Genomic DNA, 20,068 nt, shown 5'->3' on the forward strand with positions numbered 1-20,068 from the left:
AGCCGGTGAGCCCGGCGGCGAGCGCCAGCGCGCCGAGCCGACGCAGCGCGCGTGCCGAGCAGGCCGAGCGGAGTGCCGCGGCGTCGCGGCGGTGCTGGTCGGCCTCGCGCACGCGCTATCCCTCTCCCTGATCGGCCTCGGGTGGGTCAGGCGGCCCCGAGCGACTCCACACCGGGTGCCCCTCGATGCGGATGGCCCGCACGGGTTCCCGCCGCGCCCGCCGAACGACCGCCGAGGAGGGGCCGGTCGCCTGGGTCGACAGGTTCGCCTGGTGCCGACGTCGCCTCAGGATAACCGCGTGGCCAGGCGTTTCCCGGAGCACACGGCCTCGTAGTGGCCGATGAGCGTGTCGACGAGCCGGCCCCACGAGCGGCCCTGGACACGCTCCAAGGCTGTCTCGCCGAGCAGGGCGCGGCGCTGCCAGGAGTCCGGCCGCACCGTCAGCGACTCCACCTGTCGGCGCAGGTCGCGCGGGTCGTCGGGAGCGAAGAGCAGGCCGGTGACACCGTGCTCGACGAGGTCTCGGGGGCCACCGCGGTCGGGGGCCACGACCGGTAGCGCGGTCGCGGCGGCCTCCTGGATGGTCTGGCCGAACGTCTCGCGGGTGCCGGTGTGCACGAACACGTCGAGGCAGGCGTACGCGCGGGCCAGATCGTCGCCCTCGCGGGACCCGAGGAAGACGGCCCGGGGCAGGGCGCGAGCGGCGTCGGCGCGGGCCGGGCCGTCTCCGACGACGACGAGTCGGGTGCCGGGAAGGTCCTGGATCGCGCGGAGCCGCTCGAGCTCCTTCTCGGGGGCGATGCGGCCGACGTACCCGATGATCGTCTCGCCGCGCGGAGCCAGCCCGCGACGCAGCGCGCGAGTGCCGGCGTCGTCGCGCCAGCCCGGGTGGTGCAACCGGGTGTCGACGCCGCGGCCCCAGCGCTGGACCGCGCCGACCCCGGCGGCGCTCAGGTCGTCGCAGGCGCTGCGGGAGGGGGCCAGGGTGAGGTCGGCGTGCGCGTGCACCCAGCGCAGGTAGCGCCAGGTCGCGGCCGCCGCCGCCCGGGCGGCGCCGCGACCGGCCCCGCAGGAGTGCTGATAGGCGTAGCCGGCCATGTCGGTCTGGTAGATCGCCACCGTCGGCATCCCGAGTGCTCGTCCGGCGACCAACCCCCGCGCGCCGAGCACGAACGGTGATGCGGCATGCACGACGTCGGCGCCGAACTCCGCGAGGAGCGCTTCGATCTCACCGCTCGGGAGGCCGACCTGGAACTGCCGGACGGGGATGCTCGCCACACTGCGCACGGGCATGTCGCGGTAGCTGGCCGGGGCGGGCGAGGGCGCGATGACGAGGGCCTCGTGGCCTCGCGCGGACAACTCCTCGACCACCCGGCACACGCTGGTGGTGACGCCGTTGAGGGAGGGCAGGAACGACTCGGTGACGATCGCGACGCGCACGCCATCACCGTGGCCTGCACGAATGACGAGGAGACGACGATGGGGTGCGGGTCGCATGTCGAGCCGGTAGTCGTCGTGCGTCCGTGCGGTAGCACCCATCGACGCCACCGTGACCGGCTCCTGACGACTCGGTGACCGGGAGGCGAACCGGCCTGCCCCGCAACAACGATGGCGGGCGGACGCGGGATGTGTGAAGACCGCTGTCGACATCACCCGGGCGGCTGCCGGGGCGCCGTCGGTTAGCGTGGTCGGGTGACCAGCACCGACCCTATCGATGCGCAGAACGCTACTACCGCAGATGAATCCGTCGACGACTTCTGGGCCGTGATCCCCGCCGGGGGAGCCGGGACGCGGTTGTGGCCGCTGTCGCGCGCCTCGTCGCCGAAGTTCCTGCACGACCTCACCGGGCGCGGCCGCTCGCTGCTGCAGGCGACGGCCGCCCGGCTCGCCCCGCTGTGCGGGCCGCGGCTCGTCGTCGTCACCGGCGCCGTGCATCAGGAGGCGGTGAGCGCCCAGCTGCCGCAGCTCATCGACTGCAAGTTGCTCGCGGAACCGAGTCCGCGTGACTCGATGGCGGCCATCGGCTGGGCCGCAGCCGTCGTCGAGCGCGAGAACCCGGAGGCGGTCATCGGCTCGTTCGCCGCCGACCACATCGTCGGGGCCGAGGACGACTTCCGCGCCGCGGTGCGCGAGGCGGTGGCGCTCGCGCGCACCGGCGACGTCGTGACGATCGGGATCCGGCCCACCCACCCCTCGACCGGCTTCGGCTACATCCATGAGGGCCAACAGCTCGGCGTGGCGGGGGCGCCGCACGGTTACCGCGTGCAGGCGTTCGTCGAGAAGCCCGACGAGCGGACCGCCCGAAGCTATCTGGAGACCGGCGAATACCGCTGGAATGCAGGCATGTTCGTCGTCAAGGCGAAGGTCCTGCTGGACGTGCTGGCCAACTATCACCCGCAGCTGGCGCAGTCGCTGCGCGAGATCGCGGCCGACCCGCACAGCCTCGCCCCGCGGTGGAGCGAGTTGACGAAGATCGCCATCGACCACGCGGTCGCCGAACCCGCGGCGGCCGACGGACGGGTGGCCGTCGTCCGCGGTGACTTCCCCTGGGACGACGTCGGTGACTTCGACTCCCTGACCGACCTGCTGCCTCCCGACGCGCACCTGGGTCACGGGCAGATCCACGGGCAGATCGACGGGCAGATCGACGGGCAGGGCGACGGCAGCCTGGCGGTGCTCGGTGACGCCGCGCAGGTGCTCGGCGTGGACGCCGGCGGGCTCGTCGCCGCGCAGTCGGGCCGGCTCGTCGCGGTGCTCGGCATCGACAATGTCGTCGTCGTCGACACCCCCGACGCGCTGCTCGTGACGACCCGCGACAAGGCCCAGCAGGTGAAGCGGATCGTCGACGCCCTCAAGGCGCAGGAGCGCACCGACCTCACGTGATCATCAGGTGATCACCGCGGGCGTCTGCGCTGCTTCCGGGGACCAATGTCACCCCGCCGCGACCCCCTGACTCGTTAGGGTGACCTCATGCCTGCTACGACGGCTCGCACTGAGTCAAACCTGCCCATGGAGCCGGTCTACACGGCGGCCTCCCTCGACGGCTTCGACCCGTCTCAGAAACTCGGGGAGCCGGGTAAATTCCCGTTCACCCGAGGCGTGTACCCGACGATGTACACCGGTCGCCCGTGGACGATGCGCCAGTACGCCGGCTTCGGCACGGCCAAGGAGTCCAACGAGCGCTATCGCCAGCTGGTTGCCGCCGGCACCGGCGGTCTGTCGGTGGCCTTCGACCTGCCGACGCAGATGGGGTACGACTCCGACGCCCCCCTCGCCAGCGGTGAGGTCGGCAAGGTCGGCGTCGCCATCGACTCGATCGACGACATGCGGGTGCTCTTCGACCAGCTTCCGCTGGACAAGGTCAGCACGTCGATGACGATCAACGCCCCCGCCTCCACGCTGCTGCTCATGTACGAACTCGTCGCTGCCGAGCAGGGCGCCACGGCCGACAAGCTGACGGGCACCATCCAGAACGACGTGCTCAAGGAGTACATCGCCCGCGGCACGTACATCTACCCGCCGAAGGAGTCGCTGCGCCTCATCAGCGACATCTTCGCCTACTGCAGTCAGCACATTCCGCGCTGGAACACGATCTCGATCTCCGGGTACCACATGGCGGAGGCGGGCGCGACGCCCGCGCAGGAGGTCGCGTTCACGCTGGCGAACGCCAAGGAGTACGTGCGGGCCGCGCACGCCGCCGGGCTCGACGTCGACTCGTTCGCGCCGCGCCTGTCGTTCTTCTTCGTCGCCCGCACGACGCTGCTCGAGGAGGTCGCCAAGTTCCGGGCGGCCCGCCGCATCTGGGCGAAGATGATGCGTGATGAGTTCGGGGCGAAGAACCCCAAGAGCCAGATGCTGCGGTTCCACACGCAGACCGCGGGCGTGCAGCTGACCGCCCAGCAGCCGGAGGTCAACCTCATCCGCGTCTCCCTGCAGGGCCTGGGCGCCGTGCTCGGCGGCACGCAGTCGCTGCACACGAACTCCTTCGACGAGGCGATCGCGCTGCCGACGCAGAAGGCCGCCCGGCTCGCGCTGCGCACCCAGCAGGTCATCGCGTACGAGACGGACGTCTGCAAGACCGTCGACCCGTTCGCCGGCTCCTACGTCGTCGAGTCGCTGACCAATGATCTGGAGCAGCAGATCGAGGAGCTCATGCAGGCCGTCGAGGACAAGGGCGGCGCGGTCTCGGCCATCGAGCAGGGTTTCCAGAAGCAGGAAATCGAGCGCTCCGCCTACGAGCAGCAGCTCAAGACCGACTCCGGTGAGCGGATCGTCGTCGGCCTCAACAAGTTCCAGATCGATGAGGAGGAGCCCTACGAGCCCCTGCGCGTCGACCCGGCGATCGAGGCCGAGCAGCACGCGCGTCTGGAGCGGCTGCGCGCCGACCGCGACAACGACGCGGTGAACCGGGCCCTCGACGGCGTCCGGGCTGCGGCCCAGGGGTCCGACAACATCCTGTACCCGATGAAGGAGGCGCTGGCCGCCCACGCCACCGGTGGCGAGGTCAGCAACGCCCTGCGCGACGTGTGGGGCATGTACTCCCCGCCGGACGCCTTCTGATCCGGCTCACCGGCCCGACGGGCCGCTGGCAGCACCGCGTGCCGGACGTGACGTTCGCGTCACGTCCGGCACGTGACGTCTGCAGCGGCGTGGGCCCCGCGTAGACTCAGGTGGTTGTGACAGTCCAGTCGGCCAAGGCCCCCCTCATGGCATCCGTGGAGCGGATGGCTGCCGACCTGTTGCAGATCCGTCGCGACCTGCACGCCAACCCCGAACTCGCCTTCCAGGAGACCCGCACGAGCGCGCTGCTCGCGGACCGGTTGCGGGCCGGGGGGCTGGCGGCGGAGCTGCTCGAACCCACCGGTGTCGTCGCCGAGGTCGGCGCGCAGGCGCCCCGCTACCGGGTCGGACTGCGGGCCGACATCGACGCCCTGCCGCTCACCGAGCGCACCGGCCTGCCCTTCGCCTCGCGCGTCGACGGGGTGTGTCACGCGTGCGGCCACGACGTGCACGCCACCGCGCTGCTCGGCGCGGCCCTCGCCTTGCACGGGCACCGGCGGGCGCTCGCGGAGGCGGGGGTGGCGGTTCGCGTCATCTTCCAGCCCGCCGAGGAGACCATGCCCGGCGGTGCGCGGGCGATGCTCGACCTCGGCGTCATGGACGGTGTCGACTCGGTCTTCGCCGTGCACTGCGACCCGCACCGCGACCTGGGCAGCGTCGGGGTGCGGCAGGGCCCGATCACCGCGGCGAGCGACGAGGTGCGGGTCATCGTGCGCGGCTCCGGCGGGCACACCTCCCGCCCGCACCTGACGGAAGACGTCACCTACGCCCTGGCGAAGGTCATCACCGACCTGCCGGCGGCCTTGACCCGCCGGCTCGACCCGCGCAGCGTCGCCGCCCTCGTCTGGGGCTCGGTGCACTCCGGCGCGGTGCCGAATGTCATCCCCGACGTCGGGGAGGCCCGCGGCACCTTACGCATGATGGACGCCGCGGCCTGGGAGGGTGTCGCGCCCCTCCTCGAGGAGCTCGTGGCCGCGATCGCGCTGCCATACCGGGTGCAGGCCGAGCTGAGGCACACCCGAGGGGTGCCGCCGGTCGTCAACACCCCGCTGGGGGCCGAGACGCTGCGGGCCGCGGCGCACGCGTCCCTCGGCCCGCAGGCCGTGCACGACACCGAGCAGTCCATGGGCGGTGAGGACTTCGCCTGGCTCCTGCAGGGCCGCGAGGGTGGCCTCGTGCGGGTCGGGACACGGTCTCCGGGCGGCATCACCTACGACCTGCACCGCGGCGATCTCGTCGTCGACGAGGGAGCCGTCGTGGTCGCGGCTCGGCTGTTCACCGCGATCCCGTGGGCCGCGTTCGACTGCGCCCGCGCCGCGGGGCTGGAGCCCGTCGGTCGCTGACCGTCGCGCAGACGGGCGCTACGCCAACGGCGTCCGGTCGTGCGCGGGCAGACCCTCAGTCTCAGCGCTGGAACGGCTCGGCCCGGGCCCGCCAGTCGCGCAGGGCCGCGGTCAGATCACCGTCGCGGCGGGCGGTGTCGACGTCGGCCAGGCACGCGCGCGCGGCGGCCGCGGGCAGCCGCCGGTACCAAGGACACGAGGCGAGCAGAACCGGCTCCAGCGCCGATCGCGGCAGCAGGAGCAGCGCCTCGCGCAGCATCGCCTGGGCCGAGGCTTCGATCGAGTCCTCCTCGATCGAAGCCGACAGGGAGTCGGAGTCGCAGCTGGCGGTGGAGTCGGTGTCGAAGGGGCCGTCGGTCACAGAGGCCACGGTGTGGATGGCTGTGCTCACGTCGTCTCCGTCTGCTGACTGGTCGAGTAGGCACGAGCAGACACGCCCCGTGCGGACACTCATTTTGCCACCTCGGCTGGCCCCCAGGGTTCGTGGGCGGGGCGCGACGGTCGTCTCCCGGGGCCGCAATCGCTCGGTGGAGCCTGGCAGCGGGATGCGCAGCACCACGGCGCCCGCTTCGCGCGACGCAGGGTCGCTCCGGCTCACCGCGCAGGATCGCGCGAAGGACCGGTGCCGCGACGACGACACCGGTCCTCCTGTTCGCGATCGCGCGTTGCCCCCTGCGAAACGCGCGACCCCACGACCCGTCGGATCGCACAGCCGGGCAGCTCGGCCGCCGCGTGATCTCCTCCCCCGACCACGCGGCGGCCTCGCCGTCTGCTCGACGCTCGGGTGCGACGAGCTCCCCCTCCGGTTTTGATCCTGCCCGGTTCGTCCCGAGCTGTCGTGAGTAGGGCTACTCAACCCCCGCCTGCCCATCGGAGGATTCCGGAGCCCCCCTGGCGTGCGGCCACTCTGGGAGACTGACCCCGTGAGCGCTCAGAACAGTGTGGTGATCGTCGGCGGCGGCCCCGGTGGATACGAGGCGGCCTTGGTGGCAGCGTCGTTAGGCGCCACCGTGAACCTCGTGGAGAACGAGGGCACGGGCGGCGCGGCGGTGCTCACCGACTGCGTGCCGAGCAAGGCCCTCGTCGCCACCGGCGACTACCTGGGTCGGCTCGCGGCGGGGGCCGCGCGGCTCGGGGTGCACGACTCCCGCCGGGGCCGGGAGCCCTCGTCGGAGCAGGCGGCGGTCGACCAACTCGTCTCCGTGGTCGACCTCGGGCGCGTCAACGACCGCATCATGGACCTGGCGAAGGCGCAGAGCCGCGACATTCAGGGCGGGCTCGAGCGCGCCGGGGTGCGGGTGCTGCGGGGGCGCGGCCGCATGGTCGACGCGTCGACCGTCGAGGTCGCCGGCGCCGACGGCACGCAGCGCCTCGAGGCCGACATGGTCCTGCTCGCCACCGGCGCCTCCCCGCGCGAGCTGCCCAGCGCCCGGCCCGATGGCGAACGCATCCTCACCTGGCAGCAGGTGTGGACCCTGCGGGAGGTGCCGAAGCGCCTCATCGTCGTCGGATCCGGTGTCACCGGCGCCGAATTCGCCCAGGCGTACCTGCATCTGGGCAGCAACGTCGTGCTCGTGTCCTCGCGCGAACGCGTGCTGCCGGGCGAGGACCCGGACGCCGCCGAGGTGATCGAGGGCGTCTTCCGCGACCGCGGCATGGAGGTGCTGAGCCGGTCGCGGGCGGCCGGGGTCGAGCGCCGCGGAGACGGGGTCGTCGTGCGCCTCGAGGACGGCCGCGAGGTCGAGGGGAGCCACGCGCTGCTCGCGGTCGGCTCGGTGCCGCAGACGCGCGACCTGGGGCTGGAGGAGACCGGGATCGAGACCGGCCCGAACGGGCACATCACCGTCGACCGGGTCTCGCGCACGAGCGTGCGCGGCGTCTACGCGGCCGGCGACTGCACCGGTGTGCTCCCGCTGGCGTCCGTGGCCGCCTCCCAGGGCCGCATCGCGGTCGCGCACGCGCTCGGCGACACCGTGCACCCGCTGTCGACGCAGGGCATCAGCGCGAACATCTTCACCGACCCCGAGATCGCCACGGTCGGCATCAGCCAGGCGACGGCCGACGCCGAGGACGTGCGGACGCTGACGATGCAACTGGGCACGAACCCCCGCGCCAAGATGGACAACATTCGCGAAGGCTTCGTCAAGCTGTTCGCCCGCAACGGCAGCAACGTCGTCGTCGGGGGCGTGGTCGTGGCGCCCCGGGCCAGCGAACTCATCTTCCCGATCGCGCTCGCCGTGCAGCAGCGGCTCACGGTCGACCAGGTGGCCGGCACGATCACCGTCTATCCGTCGTTGTCGGGATCGATCGCCGAGGCTGCCCGCCGCCTGCACGACGCTCAGGTCTGAGGCGCCCCGACGACGATCCGCGAACACCCCGCGAACCCGACGATTCGAGGAGAGACCGCATGGTCAACCTGTCCGGAATGTTCAACAAGGCCAAGCGCGCGGTGCGGGACAACCCCGACGCGGTGCGCGGCGGCCTCGACAAGGTCGAGGGGCTCATCAACTCCAAGACCAAGGGCAAGTACGCCGACAAGCTCACCAAGGGCCGGGACGGCATCGACAAGGCGCTCGGGGTGCCCGGGGAGACCCGGGACGCCTACCGCGAGGAGGCCGGCCGCCAGGAGCGCACCGACCCCGTCTCGACGCAGCCCGTCGACGCCCCGGAGCCGATCGACACCCCGGCCCCGATCGACGACCTCACCCGCGGGACCCGCCCCGGCGACACCGGGACCGTCCCCCGACAGCCAGGTTCCGGCTCCACCGGCTCCCCGGGCGGCACCGGCGGCACCGGCACCGGCGTCTGACCGAGCCGGGTACGACTGGCCCGGTCACGACTGGCCCGGTCACGACTGGCCCGGTCACGACTGGTCATGGCGCGCCGAACGGCCCGTCCACCGCGAGGGTGGGCGGGCCGTTCGTCGGGTGTGGCCGGGTGTGGCGGTGCTCAGAACACGTCGCCGCCGGAGACGAAGCTGCTCTCGAAGTCGTCGGCGCCGTACTCGCTGGGCTCGTCGAGGCTGCCGCCCTCCGGGTCCTTGATCGTGGCCAGCACGGTGCCGCTGGTGACGGTCTCACCGACGGCGGCCTTGAGGTCGGCGATGACGCCGCTGCGGTGGGCCGTGATCGGCTGCTCCATCTTCATGGCCTCGAGCACGACGATGAGGTCGCCCTCGGAGACCGTGGAGCCCTCCTCGACCGCCACCTTGACGATCGTGCCCTGCATCGGGGCGGTGAGGGAGTCGGTCGTGGCGCCGCCGTGGCCACCGGCGGCGGCCGCGCGCTTGCTCTTCTTGCGCTTGGCCCCGCCTCCGCCACCGGCGAAGGCCATCTCCGCCGGCAGGGAGACCTCCAGGCGCTTACCGCCCACCTCGACGACCACGCTGCGGCGTTCCTCGGCCTCCGGGGTGTCGGCGGTCGGGCCCGAGTACGGCTCGATGTCGGCGTCGAAGTCGGTCTCGATCCAGCGGGTGTGCACGGTGAACGGCTCGTTCGGGTCCGCCGGAGCGAACGCCGGGTCCTGCACGACCACGCGGTGGAAGCTCAGCGCCGTCGGCATGCCCTCGACGACGAACTCGGCCAGCGCCCGCCGGGACCGCTCCAGGGCCTGTTGCCGCGACGCCCCGGTGACGATGAGCTTGGCGAGCATGGAGTCGAACGCGCCGGAGATCACGTCGCCGGCGACGACGCCGGAGTCCAGCCGCACGCCGGGGCCGGAGGGGGTGTCGTAGCGCAGCACGCTGCCCGGGGCGGGCAGGAAGCCGCGGCCCGGGTCTTCACCGTTGATGCGGAACTCGATGCTGTGCCCGCGCACGACCGGGTCGTCGTAGCCGAGCTCTTCGCCGGCGGCGATGCGCAGCTGCTCGCGCACGAGGTCGATGCCGGTGACCTCTTCGGTGACGGGGTGCTCGACCTGCAGCCGGGTGTTCACCTCGAGGAAGCTGATCGTGCCGTCGTCGGCGACGAGGAATTCGCACGTGCCGGCTCCGACGTAGCCGGCCTCCTTCATGATCGCCTTGCTGGCGCGCACCAATTCGGCGTTCTGCTCGTCGGACAGGAACGGCGCGGGCGCCTCCTCGACGAGCTTCTGGTGGCGACGCTGGAGCGAGCAGTCGCGGGTGGACACGACGACGACGTTGCCGTGGGAGTCGGCCAGGCACTGGGTCTCGACGTGGCGCGGCCTGTCGAGGTAGCGCTCGACGAAGCACTCGCCGCGACCGAAGGCGCCGACGGCCTCGCGCACGGCCGAGTCGTACAGCTCGGGGATCTCCTCCTTGGTGCGGGCCACCTTCAGTCCGCGTCCGCCACCGCCGTAGGCGGCCTTGATGGCCACCGGCAGGCCGTGTTCCTCCGCGAACGCGACGACCTCGTCGGAGTCGGCCACCGGGTCCTTGGTGCCGGGCACGAGCGGAGCGTCGGCGCGGGTGGCGATGTGCCGGGCCTTGACCTTGTCGCCGAGGCCGTCGATGGCCTCCGGCGGGGGACCGACCCAGATGAGCCCGGCGTCGATGACGGCCTGGGCGAAGCTCGCGTTCTCGGAGAGGAAGCCGTAGCCGGGGTGCACGGCGTCTGCGCCCGCCTCCTTGGCAACCTTGAGCAACTTCTCCTGATCGAGGTAGCTGTCGGCGGGGGTGGACCCGCCGAGGAAGTGCGCCTCGTCAGCGACCTTGACGTGCAGGGCATCCCGATCGGGCTCGGCGTAGACAGCGATGGACCGTACCCCCTCGTCGGCGCACGCACGGGCCACGCGAACGGCGATCTCGCCGCGATTCGCGATGAGGACAGAGGAAATGGTCGCCATGTTGCGGACTCTAGCGCGCGGTATCAGCCCATGAGAGGCGACCCGGAAACACCGCCGAGTGGTGTGTGCCGCATCGCCGCGAACCGGTTCGATCAGGGATGCGTCGTTACCTTTTCGTTACTGCTCGGCTAGGGTCGTGCGCATGGCAGCCCTTCCTGCGAACGGTCCGAGCCGAGCGCCCCAGAGCGCCCCGGGAGCACCCCCGAACCCGATCGAGACGATCCCTGGCAGCCCAGCCAACACCGGCAACACCGATCAGCCGGTGGCGCTGCTCCCCGCGGGCACGCGCTGCGTGCCGATGCCGCAACTGGGGTTCGGTGTGTTCAAGATGGACGACGAGGCGTGCCGCGCGGCTGTGGCGACCGCCCTGCGCACCGGCTACCGGGCCATCGACACCGCGAGCTTCTACGGCAACGAGGAGGCGGTCGGGCGGGCCCTGAGCGAGTCGGAGATCCCGCGGGAGCAGATCTTCCTGACCACCAAGGCGTGGAACGACCGCCAGGGGTACGAGCAGACCCTGGCGTCGTTCGAGGAGTCGGCGCAGCGGCTGGGCCAGCAGGTCGTCGACCTGTTCCTCATCCACTGGCCCTGCCCGGCGGCCGACACCTACGTCGACCGGTGGCGCGCGCTGCTCCGGCTCCGGGAAGTGGGGCGGATCCGGGTGGCCGGCGTCAGCAACTTCACCGTCGCGCACCTGCAACGGCTCATCGACGAGACGGGCGAGGCGCCCGCCATCAACCAGGTCGAGCTGCACCCCTACCTCACGCAGGAGCCGCTGCGGGCCTTCCACGCCCAGCACGGCATCGCCACGGAGGCGTGGGGCCCACTGGCTCGCGGGGGCGAGTTGCTGGCCGACCCGGTCGTCGCGGGCATCGCCGCCGACGTGGGCCGCACCCCGGCTCAGGTCGTCATCGCCTGGCACCTGCAGCACGGCAACGTCGTCATCCCCAAGTCGGCCACCCCCGCCCGCATCGCCGAGAACTTCGACGTCTTCGACATCGAGCTGGAGCCGGAGCAGATGGCGGCCATCGACGCCCTCAACCGCGACGAGCGCACCGGCCCGGACCCGGAGACGATGGGCTGAGCCCTCCCGTCCCAGCGTCGAGCTTCGAGGTCGTGATGAGGCCTCGTGGCCAGGGCGGCGACGGGATCGTGCCGGTCGTCTCAGCGTTTGCGGGTGACGAACGCCAGCAACAGCAGGAACAGGATCGCCGCCGCGGCCGATTCGGTGCCGAGGCTGAAGCCTGAGGAGTTCGCCGACGCCGTCTGGGTGTTCGCGCGCACAGCCGACGAATTCGCGCCCGCGTCGCGGCGCGGTTCGGTCTCATCGCGCAGCCGGTCGAGGGCGGTCTGCAGGGCGGAGCCGAGGTCGCGGTCGCTGCCCGCCTCGGTGTAGAAGCCGTTGCTGGTGTCGGCGATGCAGCGCAACTGGTTGCGGGCGCGGTCGTCGACGCGCAACCCGACGATCCCGACCCGCACGTCGACGCCCGCGGCACGGGCGTCGGCGACCGCTCGGCAGGGGTCGGGGTCGCACGACTCCTCCCCGTCGGTGACCAGCAGGATCGCCCGTTTCCCCCCGGTTCCGAGGTCGTCGACGGCCGCGTCGAGCGAGCGCGCGATGGGGGTTTCGCCGAGCGGTGCGAAGGAGTGGATGGCGCTCGACATCTGCTGGTGGTCCAGCGGCTCCAGCGGCCGCACGAGCCGGGTGTCGCGGCACGCCTGCGGCGTCGGCTTGCCGTGGCCGTCGACCCGAGAGCCGAACACCCGCAGCCCGACCGGCGTGCCCGACGCCACCGACTCCAGCGCCGACGACATCGCCTTCTGGGCGTTCTGCATCGAGGTGCGCCCCGCATCGTCGCGGCGGGCCATCGACCCGCTCGCGTCGAGGACGCGCATGAGCTTGTCGGCGGGCGCGTCGGCGCCGGCCGCCGGGGTGCGTTCCCGGTTCTGCGTCGGAGCCGGCGACGATCGGGTGGCCGGTGGGGTCGAGGCGCGCTCGCGCGAACCGGCCGCGGCCGCGCCCACGGCGGACTCCCGGGGGGCGTCACCGCGGGCGTCCTCCAAGCGCTGGCGGGCGCGGTCGACCACGTCGAACAACCCACCGTCGGAGTCGGTCGCGCCGCGGGCCTGCGACCCGGTGTCGGAGGTCGCGTCGCGAGTGGCGGTGGGAGCCGGAGTGCGGGTGGGCGAGGTGCCGGGGGAGAGGGTCGGCGGCGGGCTCGCGCCACCCCAGCGGGGTGTGCCGGTGTCGGCCGAGCCGGTGGTGCGCAGGGGCCCGCTGATGAACCACAGCAGGGCGACGACGAGCAGCAGGATGCCCAGGGGCCGCCAACTCGTCTTCATCCTCGCCTCCAGTGCTGAGCCCGTGTCGAACGGTCCGCCGAACTGCTCACGGGCACACGGGGATCAGCCTCGTGTCTAGGGCAGAACTCAGTCGGGTGCAAGCGTGTGGTGGGCGTGTCGCGGGCTTTTCGGCACTCCGGAGCGCCACCGGAGCGCGACCCGAGCGCGACCAGAGCCTCACGGGAGCGCCACCGGAGCGCGGGACGACTCAGCCGCGACCGCTCTCGATCGTCCAGCCCACGTCCTCCCAGTGCGGGTGGATCGAGGCGAACGCGGCGGGGCCGAGGTTGGCCAGCCCGCGGTGGTAGGCCCAGATGTCGGGGCCGTTGGCCAGCGGCATGAGCCCGTACAACGTCAGCCAGTCCTTCTCCACGGCGTTGATCTGCTCGGCCTGGGCGTCCGGGTCGGCGATCGAGCCGAGGCCGCGGATGCGGGCGTCGAGGGCGGCCGACCCGGCTCCGGTGATGTTGAACGGGTGGGTCGAGCACATGGCCTGGCACACGGCGCTCACCGGCGACGGGCTGTTCGCGGCCAGGCTCATGATGAGGATCCCGAAGCCGCGGCTGCGGGTGACCTGTTCGACCTCGGTCGCCGGCAGGATCGTGACTTGCACTTCGATCCCGGCGGCGGCGGCCTGGGTGCGCAGCGTCTCCGCGAGGGCGTTGCCCATCGGGTCGTCGCCGAACCCGGTGTACCGCACGCTGACCCGGCGTCCGTCCCGCGCGAAGACGCCGTCCGAGCCGCGGGTGTACCCGGCGGCCTCGAGGGTGGCGCGGGCCGCGGCGGGATCGTGCGTCACCGGCATGTTGTCGCGCGACTGCGGTTGGAACGGGAAGTACACCAGCGAGTTGACCGCGCCCTCGGTCCAGTTCATCCCCTCGTAGCGCACCCGGTTCCACTGCTCGCGGTCGATGGCCTGCCACAGGGCCTTGCGCACCGCGGTGTCGGAGAGCGTCGGATCATCGGTGTTGAACCCCAGCACGGTCGTCTGCAGCCGCCGGCTCGCGCGGACGTCGAGGTCGGGCGCCTGCTGCACCTGCGCGTACCGGGCGCGGGTGTCGATTCGGGTGGCGTCGATCTCGCCGTTGGTGAACGCGGGCAGGGAGGCCGAGTCGGTCATGTGCCGGAAGCTGATCTGGGACAGCCGCGGTGTGCGGCCCCACCAATGCGGGTTTCGCTCGAGGGTGATCGTCTTCGCCGTCGTGTCCAGCGACTTCAGCGTGAACGGGCCGGCGCGCCATTCGGGGTGGAAGGCGTCGCCGCTGAAGCCGTCGTTGAACGTCGCGACCGAGGCGGCGGCGGGGTGAAGGAGGGTGACGAAGAGGTCCGTCACGGGGTGGAAGCTGCGGCCGGCGCGAAAGGTGACCACCACCTGGTGGGGGTTCGCGCCGGCCTCGATCGACTCGATGTCCTCGTAGCCGGCGGAGGAGACGGGCCGGTAGCCGCCGCGGCGGACGCCCTCGCGGCTGACCTGCCAGACGGCGCGGAACGCCCGGTAGTCGATCGGGGTGCCGTCGTTCCAGGCGGCCCGCGGGTTGAGGTCGTAGGTGACCACGTCGCGCCCGACGCGCCGGGTCAGCGCGGGCATCGCGGTGAGAAACTCGGGTCGCGGGGTGATCGTGCCCTGCGGGTCGTAGTCGTACAGCACGGGGTCGGTGGCGCTGAGGATGAGGCCCGCGTCGGTGGTCGCCCCGTCGTCGTGCAGGAGGTTCCAGCGCGCGGGAAAGTTGTCGAGCGGCAGTGTCAAGGACCCACCGTCCGCCAGTTCTTCACGGGGTGTCAGCCGCCGTCCGTCCAGCGACGAGACCTCCCGCGCGTTCGCCGTGCCCCCGGTCGCGGCGCCGGTCGAGCCGACCGCGTCCGGGGCGCCGGTGTCGAACGCCGGGCCGGGCGAGGTCAGGGTGCACGAGCTGAGGACGAGCAACAGCGCGACAACCAGCAATATCAGCGCGCGCGACCGCGCGCTCACGTGCCCCGTCCCTCTCACGGCTCCCCCTGCGTGTGTCCGTCGCCGGACTGCCCCGACCCGTCTCCGCACTGAGGGTAGCGGTTTCCGACAGTGGCGAGAAACCTTCTTACACAGTGCCTTTGGTCCTTCGATGAACGGTCCGTCCCACGGGTTGAGCGGCTGGCCGGCCCATCGTCAGGCGGGCTCGAAACGGTCGCGCGCCGCCTCGAGGTGGTGACAGGCCGCCGCGGTGTCGGGCGGAGCCAGGTCGTGGCCGACCAACTCCGGGCGGGTGGAGCGGCAGCGCGCGGCCGCGGCCGGGTCGAGAGCACCGATCAGCGGGCAGCGGTCGGCGACCGGGCACCCGGCCGCCGTGCGCTCAGGGTGTCGCTCAGGGTGCGTCTGACGGTCGCGGCGGCGGTGCGGTTGGTGTTCCGGCTCCGGCTCCGGGAGCGGGATCGGGCGGTGGGCGCGGGCGGCGACCGGGTCCGGCACCGGGGCCGCGGAGAGCAGCGCCCGCGTGTAGGGGTGCTGCGGGCTCGCGAACACCGATCGGACCGACCCCGTCTCCACGATCCGGCCGGCGTACATCACCGCGACCCGGTCGGCCAGGTCCCGCACGACCTGCAGGTCGTGGGCGACGACGAGGTAACTGAGCCCGAGGCGCGTGCGCAGCTCGGCGAGCAGGTGCACGATCTCGCGCTGCACGAGCACGTCGAGCGCCGACACCGGCTCGTCGAGCAGCAGCACCGCGGGGTCGGCCGCCAGCGCGCGGGCGATCGCGACCCGCTGCCGCTGGCCCCCCGAGAGCTGCCAGGGAAACCGCGCGAGCAGCGACTCGGGCAGGTCGACCAGCGTCAGCGCCGTCCGCACCCGGGCCGCGACGTCGGTTCGGGAGGGGGCGCGGGAGTTGGTTCGGGAGACGGTGCTGGAGGCGGTGTGGGCGGGTGCGCGCACCGCCTCCGCGATCAGCTGGGCGACGGTCATCCGCGGGTCGAGGGCGGCGGAGGCGTCCTGAAAGACCAGCTGCGCGGGCGTGCTGCGGTGTGGGCTCAGGTGTGGGCTCCGGCGGTGCGGGGGCCCGGCGGGTGCGGACCGGTTTCTGGTGCCGTCCGGGCCACCCGCGCCGCCCGGGCGAATCGTGACGGTGCCCTCGATCGTCACCCCGGGCGTTCGCACCCCCGTGAGCTCGTCCATGATCCGCAGCAGTGTCGACGTCTTGCCGCTGCCCGATTCGCCGACGAGCGCGAGGCATTCACCGGCATCGACGCGCAGGTCGACCCCCTCGACGACCCGGGTCGCGCTCGCGCGGCGGCCGAGCCGGGTGGCCGAGCGGCTCGGACGGCCCGGGATGGCCAGGGTGCGCCGCTCCTCGTACTCGACCCGCAGACCGCGCACATCGAGAACGGGCTCCGCGGTCGTGGCGCCGGGGTCGGCTGCAGGGTCGGCTACGGGGTCGGCTCTCTCGGCTGCGGGGTCGACATCAGCGTCGGCTGTCGTGGTGCCGCCGGCGGCCGCGAGCAGGCGCACGGTCGTGGGGTGGGCGGGACTGCGGTAGAGCCGGTCGACGGTCTCGTGCTCGACGAGCCGCCCGGAGTCGAGCACAGCGACGTCGTCGGCGAGCCCCGCGACGATGCCGAGGTCGTGGGTGATGAGCAGGAGCGCGGAGCCGGCCTCCTGGGTCGCGCGCGCGAGCACCTGCAGCACGTGGGCCTGCACGGTGACGTCGAGGGCGGTCGTGGGTTCGTCGGCGATGACGAGGGCGGGTTCGTTGGCGATCGCCATCGCGATCGCCACGCGCTGCCGCTGCCCGCCGGAGAGCTCGTGCGGGTAGGCGTCGGCCACGCGGCGCGGATCGGCCATGCCGACCACGCGCAGCAGGTCGAGGCTGCGCGCCCGGACCGCGCGTCGGCCGCCGCGCCGCTCGGCACCGGGGGCGCCGTCGTGCGCGCGGACCGCCTCGTCGACCTGGGCGCCGATGCGCAGCACGGGAGTCAGCGAGCCGTGCGGATCCTGGAAGACCATCGCGACGTCCCGCCCGCGGTGCCGGCTCATCGCGAGGTCGTCGAGACCGAGCAGCTCGGTGCCGCCGACGACGACGGAGCCGGTCACGCGGGCCCGCGCGGACAGCAGCCCGATGACGGCCAGGCCGAGCGCCGACTTGCCGGAGCCGGAGGGGCCGACGAGGCCGAGCGTGCGCCCGGGCGCGATCCGCAGGTCGACGCCGCGCACGGCCGGCACCGGGGCGTCGTCGCCGGGGAACGACACGTGCAGGTCACGCACGTCCAGCGCGTCGCAGCTCATGCCCGCCGCCCGGTGCTCGAGCGCGGGTCGAGGGCGTCGCGCAGGGCGTCGCCGAGCAGGGCCAGGCCCAGCGTGATCCACACGAGCACGATGGTCGGTGCCCAGAACAGCCACGGATAGGCGTACAGCTGGCTCGCCGACCGGCCGACGAGTTGCCCGAGCGAGACCTCCGGCGGCCGCACCCCGATGCCGAGGTAGGACAGCAGGGTCTCCGTGACGATGGCCGCCGAGGTGCCGAGCACGACGGCGAGCACGAGATACGACGCGAGATGCGGCAGCACATGCCGGCGGGCGATCTGCGCCGTGCTCAGCCCGAGATACCTCGCGGCCCGCACGAATTCGCGTTCACGCAGGGACCGGGTGAGGGCGCGCACGACGCGGGCCAGCGGCATCCAGCCGAAGAGCGTCAGGAGGACGGCCAGGGTCCAGGCCGAACCGGCTCCGGCCCAGTGCCCGTCGCGGGCGGCCTGGTCGGCGGCGCTCATCGCGACCGCGACGAGCAGGAACGCCGGCAGCAGAATCGCCATGTCGAGCAGCCACATTCCCACCCGTTCGCGACGGCCGCCCCACAGCGCGATCGTCGCGCCGTACGCGGCGCCGAGAGCCGGGGTGCACACCCCGACGACACCGGCGACGAGCAGCGAACGCCCGGTCCCCTCGGCGAGCATCGCCAGCAGATCGAAGCCGCCCGGGTCGGTGCCGAGCAGGTGGCCGCCGACGCCGGGGGCGACGCCGAGGTTCGCGACGTCCTGCTGCCCGACGCCCCAGGGGCTGAGCAGCGGGCCGAGCACGGCGAAGCCCACGACCCCGAGCAGCAGCGCCGCGCCGAGCAGCCCCCCGGGTCGGCGCGCCACCCGGCGCAGCACGACCCCGGGGCCGCCGGGCAGCCCGGTCGCGACACCGTCCGGCGCGGGCGGTGGATGCGCGCCTCCCGCGGCGTCGGTCGGCACCATCGGCGTCGCGCGCGCGGCCCGGGCTGCGCGCGTCTCGGTCTGCTCGGTCTGCTCGGTCTGCTCGGTCGTCTCGGGGTTCTCGGGGCTATGGCCTAGCGTGTTCCCGCCGCGCCACCGGTCACGAGGCCCGCGGGTGCCGGCCCGTCGGCGGATCCGGCCGGGCGGGGGGTGCGCCATCACGCCCGCCCACGCACACGGGGATCGAGCAGGCCCACCGACGCGTCGGCGAGCAGCGCGCCGAGCGCGAACAGCGCGCACCCGAACGCGATCGCGGCGACGGTGGCGTTGACGTCCTGGGTGCGGGTGACGGCCTCCAGCGTGTACGTGCCCAAGCCCTCCCACGCGAAGACCTGCTCGACGACGAACGAACCGGCGAACACCGCCGGCAGCGCGAAGGCCACGTTCTGCGCGACCGGCACGAACGACGTGCGCAGAGCGTGCCGTCGGATCGCCTGCCCGCGGGTCAACCCCTTGGCCCGGGCGGTCCGCACGTAGTCGCTGTCGACCTCGTCGAGGAGCACCGCGCGTTGCAGCAGCTGGTAGCCGCCGTACCCGACGAGCGTCAAGGCGAGGGTCGGCAGCAGCAGATGGGCGGCGTCGTCGGCGAGCCGGGCCCAGACGCCCTCCGGCGGCACGGGCGAGGACATGCCGCTGACGTACACGATGCGCCGTCCCGCGCCGGCGTTGCCGAAGATGCCCGCCATCTGCACCCAGAGGTAGACGACGGGGGCGGGCACGCACGCGAGCAGGTAGCTCAGCCACGTCACGGTCCGGTCCGGCAGGCGGTGTTGGCGCGCCGCGGTGTAGACGCCCAGGGCCACGCCGAGGGCGATCTGCAGCACGGTGGCGAGCAGCAGCAGCCGCCCGGAGACGGCGGCGCGATCGAGGAACTCCGCGGCGATCGGGCTCCCGTTCGGGCTCCGTCCCCAGTCCCAGCGCAACAGCACGCCCTCGAGCCACTGCCGGTACCGCTCGAGCGCGGAGGCAGCGGGATCGAGTCCGTAGCCGGCGAGCCGGATCCGCACGTCCTCCTCGGTGGGGCGCGGGGATGCCTGCAGCAACCGGGACTCCGGACGCAGGAACGTCACCGCCGCGAGGTAGGCGATGGACGTCGCGACGGCCGTCATCACCGCGTATCCGCCGGTGCGGCGCAGCAGATACCCGAGCACTCGCACCTCCCGCCGTCGACAGCGGCGTCGGCCATCCCTGAAGGTCGCCAATCGCCTTGCCGCAGAAGCTAACACCGAAGAGCGGCAACGCCCTTCGAGGCGTGCGAGGCCGTACGCTGAGGGTCGCATCCGCCGCCGGCTTCGGGCTGCCCGGCAGACGCCGCCCCGCCGGGCGACGCGCCCCTCGCCCCCGGAGTTGACATGCCCTGCGCAGGCGCGTAACTTATTTCGAGTTGCCCCGAGCCCCGCCGATCAGGCGAGTAGGCGACCTGGGAGCGACAGACCCGTACGAGACGAGCAGGCCACACAACGTGGTCGGTCAGTCGTGTGCGCGTGTATGTCGTCAGGTGTCGATTCGTCGGTGTGTTGGGATTGGAGCAATCGACCTGAAGTCGGGCCTTGGAGCCTGGATTCGAGATCGATCGCAGGCATTGCCCGCACAGATCTGTGGCGAGCAAGGCGCGAACGGCCCGGATTTGACTCCGACAAAGGCGAAGACCTAAAGTCGAAGACGCCACGAGGGAAGCGAAAAAAACTTCGCAGACAGCGTGCGCATCCGATTCTTGAGAACTCAACAGCGTGCCATGACGATTGATGCCGATTGTTTGTTTGGTTGATGTCGTTCCTTTGGATTCTGACCCGGTT

14 protein-coding genes are annotated in these 20,068 nt (G+C 72.5%); 6 read left to right on the forward strand and 8 right to left on the reverse strand.

All coding sequences use genetic code 11. The annotated features are described in order from the left end of the window. Window positions 1-285: 285 nt before the first annotated feature. A complete protein-coding gene (locus PINTE_RS13550; protein WP_505803664.1) occupies window positions 286-1,539 on the reverse strand; it encodes a glycosyltransferase family 4 protein in 1,254 nt (417 codons plus the stop codon). A 153-nt stretch (window positions 1,540-1,692) separates the two neighbouring features. On the opposite strand from PINTE_RS13550, the gene PINTE_RS13555 reads away from it, so the two are divergent. The 3 genes from PINTE_RS13555 to PINTE_RS13565 all read left to right on the forward strand — a co-directional run bounded on the left by PINTE_RS13555 (window position 1,693) and on the right by PINTE_RS13565 (window position 5,903). After that, on the forward strand, window positions 1,693-2,883 hold the full coding sequence (locus PINTE_RS13555) for a mannose-1-phosphate guanylyltransferase (RefSeq protein ID WP_084343591.1): 1,191 nt from the start codon (window positions 1,693-1,695) through the stop codon (window positions 2,881-2,883). Window positions 2,884-2,970: 87 nt separating this feature from the next. Further along, window positions 2,971-4,560: an acyl-CoA mutase large subunit family protein gene (locus PINTE_RS13560; RefSeq protein ID WP_068431610.1), complete on the forward strand. Its 1,590-nt coding sequence runs from the start codon at window positions 2,971-2,973 to the stop codon at window positions 4,558-4,560. A 146-nt stretch (window positions 4,561-4,706) separates the two neighbouring features. Beyond that, window positions 4,707-5,903 carry an amidohydrolase gene (locus PINTE_RS13565; RefSeq protein WP_068431613.1) on the forward strand — a complete coding sequence of 399 codons (1,197 nt, stop codon included), beginning with the start codon at window positions 4,707-4,709 and terminating at the stop codon, window positions 5,901-5,903. A gap of 61 nt (window positions 5,904-5,964) precedes the next feature. Here PINTE_RS13565 and PINTE_RS13570 read toward each other — a convergent pair whose 3' ends face one another. Beyond that, entirely contained in the window at window positions 5,965-6,294 is a 330-nt protein-coding gene (locus tag PINTE_RS13570) for a hypothetical protein (RefSeq protein WP_157087249.1), read from the reverse strand. 532 nt (window positions 6,295-6,826) lie between these two features. Here PINTE_RS13570 and PINTE_RS13575 point away from each other — a divergent pair. Then, window positions 6,827-8,251, forward strand: a complete 1,425-nt coding sequence (locus PINTE_RS13575) for an NAD(P)H-quinone dehydrogenase (protein WP_084343592.1) — start codon at window positions 6,827-6,829, stop codon at window positions 8,249-8,251. A 59-nt stretch (window positions 8,252-8,310) separates the two neighbouring features. Next, a complete protein-coding gene (locus PINTE_RS13580) occupies window positions 8,311-8,712 on the forward strand; it encodes an antitoxin (protein WP_068431622.1) in 402 nt (133 codons plus the stop codon). 140 nt (window positions 8,713-8,852) lie between these two features. Here the strand turns inward: PINTE_RS13580 and PINTE_RS13585 are convergent, their stop codons facing one another. Then, complete coding sequence (locus PINTE_RS13585) at window positions 8,853-10,706, reverse strand: acetyl/propionyl/methylcrotonyl-CoA carboxylase subunit alpha (RefSeq protein ID WP_068431625.1); 1,854 nt, start codon at window positions 10,704-10,706, stop codon at window positions 8,853-8,855. A gap of 298 nt (window positions 10,707-11,004) precedes the next feature. On the opposite strand from PINTE_RS13585, the gene PINTE_RS13590 reads away from it, so the two are divergent. After that, entirely contained in the window at window positions 11,005-11,790 is a 786-nt protein-coding gene (locus tag PINTE_RS13590; RefSeq protein ID WP_068431643.1) for an aldo/keto reductase, read from the forward strand. Between the two features lie 80 nt (window positions 11,791-11,870). Here PINTE_RS13590 and PINTE_RS13595 read toward each other — a convergent pair whose 3' ends face one another. The 5 genes from PINTE_RS13595 to PINTE_RS13615 form a co-directional block, all read right to left on the reverse strand. Beyond that, complete coding sequence (locus PINTE_RS13595) at window positions 11,871-13,049, reverse strand: VWA domain-containing protein (RefSeq protein ID WP_068431628.1); 1,179 nt, start codon at window positions 13,047-13,049, stop codon at window positions 11,871-11,873. A 208-nt stretch (window positions 13,050-13,257) separates the two neighbouring features. Then, complete coding sequence (locus PINTE_RS13600; protein WP_157087250.1) at window positions 13,258-15,018, reverse strand: ABC transporter family substrate-binding protein; 1,761 nt, start codon at window positions 15,016-15,018, stop codon at window positions 13,258-13,260. Window positions 15,019-15,192: 174 nt separating this feature from the next. Further along, the gene (locus PINTE_RS13605) at window positions 15,193-17,301 is read right to left on the reverse strand and encodes an ATP-binding cassette domain-containing protein (protein ID WP_068431634.1); all 2,109 of its coding nucleotides are present in this window, start codon (window positions 17,299-17,301) and stop codon (window positions 15,193-15,195) included. Then, entirely contained in the window at window positions 17,298-18,431 is a 1,134-nt protein-coding gene (locus tag PINTE_RS13610) for an ABC transporter permease (protein WP_245642946.1), read from the reverse strand. The genes PINTE_RS13605 and PINTE_RS13610 overlap by 4 nt, the downstream gene beginning before the upstream one ends. Continuing rightward, window positions 18,431-19,423 (reverse strand): ABC transporter permease, encoded by a 993-nt coding sequence (locus PINTE_RS13615; protein WP_068431637.1) that lies wholly within the window; start codon window positions 19,421-19,423, stop codon window positions 18,431-18,433. Before PINTE_RS13615 ends, PINTE_RS13610 begins: the two co-directional genes overlap by 1 nt. Between the last annotated feature and the right edge of the window lie 645 nt (window positions 19,424-20,068).

The sequence above is a fragment of the Piscicoccus intestinalis NBRC 104926 genome, from assembly GCF_001515525.1.
In the GTDB taxonomy this organism is placed as follows: Bacteria; Actinomycetota; Actinomycetes; order Actinomycetales; family Dermatophilaceae; genus Kineosphaera; species Kineosphaera intestinalis.

Excerpts from the sequence above, each read along its gene's own strand:
- PINTE_RS13585 (WP_068431625.1), bottom strand. The coding sequence starts at position 10,706 with ATGGCGACCATTTCCTCTGTCCTCATCGCGAATCGCGGCGAGATCGCC.
- PINTE_RS13595 (WP_068431628.1), bottom strand. The coding sequence starts at position 13,049 with ATGAAGACGAGTTGGCGGCCCCTGGGCATCCTGCTGCTCGTCGTCGCC.
- PINTE_RS13605 (WP_068431634.1), bottom strand. The coding sequence starts at position 17,301 with ATGAGCTGCGACGCGCTGGACGTGCGTGACCTGCACGTGTCGTTCCCC.
- PINTE_RS13580 (WP_068431622.1), top strand. The coding sequence starts at position 8,311 with ATGGTCAACCTGTCCGGAATGTTCAACAAGGCCAAGCGCGCGGTGCGG.
- PINTE_RS13565 (WP_068431613.1), top strand. The coding sequence starts at position 4,707 with ATGGCATCCGTGGAGCGGATGGCTGCCGACCTGTTGCAGATCCGTCGC.
- PINTE_RS13610 (WP_245642946.1), bottom strand. The coding sequence starts at position 18,431 with ATGGCGCACCCCCCGCCCGGCCGGATCCGCCGACGGGCCGGCACCCGC.
- PINTE_RS13560 (WP_068431610.1), top strand. The coding sequence starts at position 2,971 with ATGCCTGCTACGACGGCTCGCACTGAGTCAAACCTGCCCATGGAGCCG.
- PINTE_RS13550 (WP_505803664.1), bottom strand. The coding sequence starts at position 1,539 with ATGGGTGCTACCGCACGGACGCACGACGACTACCGGCTCGACATGCGA.
- PINTE_RS13590 (WP_068431643.1), top strand. The coding sequence starts at position 11,005 with ATGCCGCAACTGGGGTTCGGTGTGTTCAAGATGGACGACGAGGCGTGC.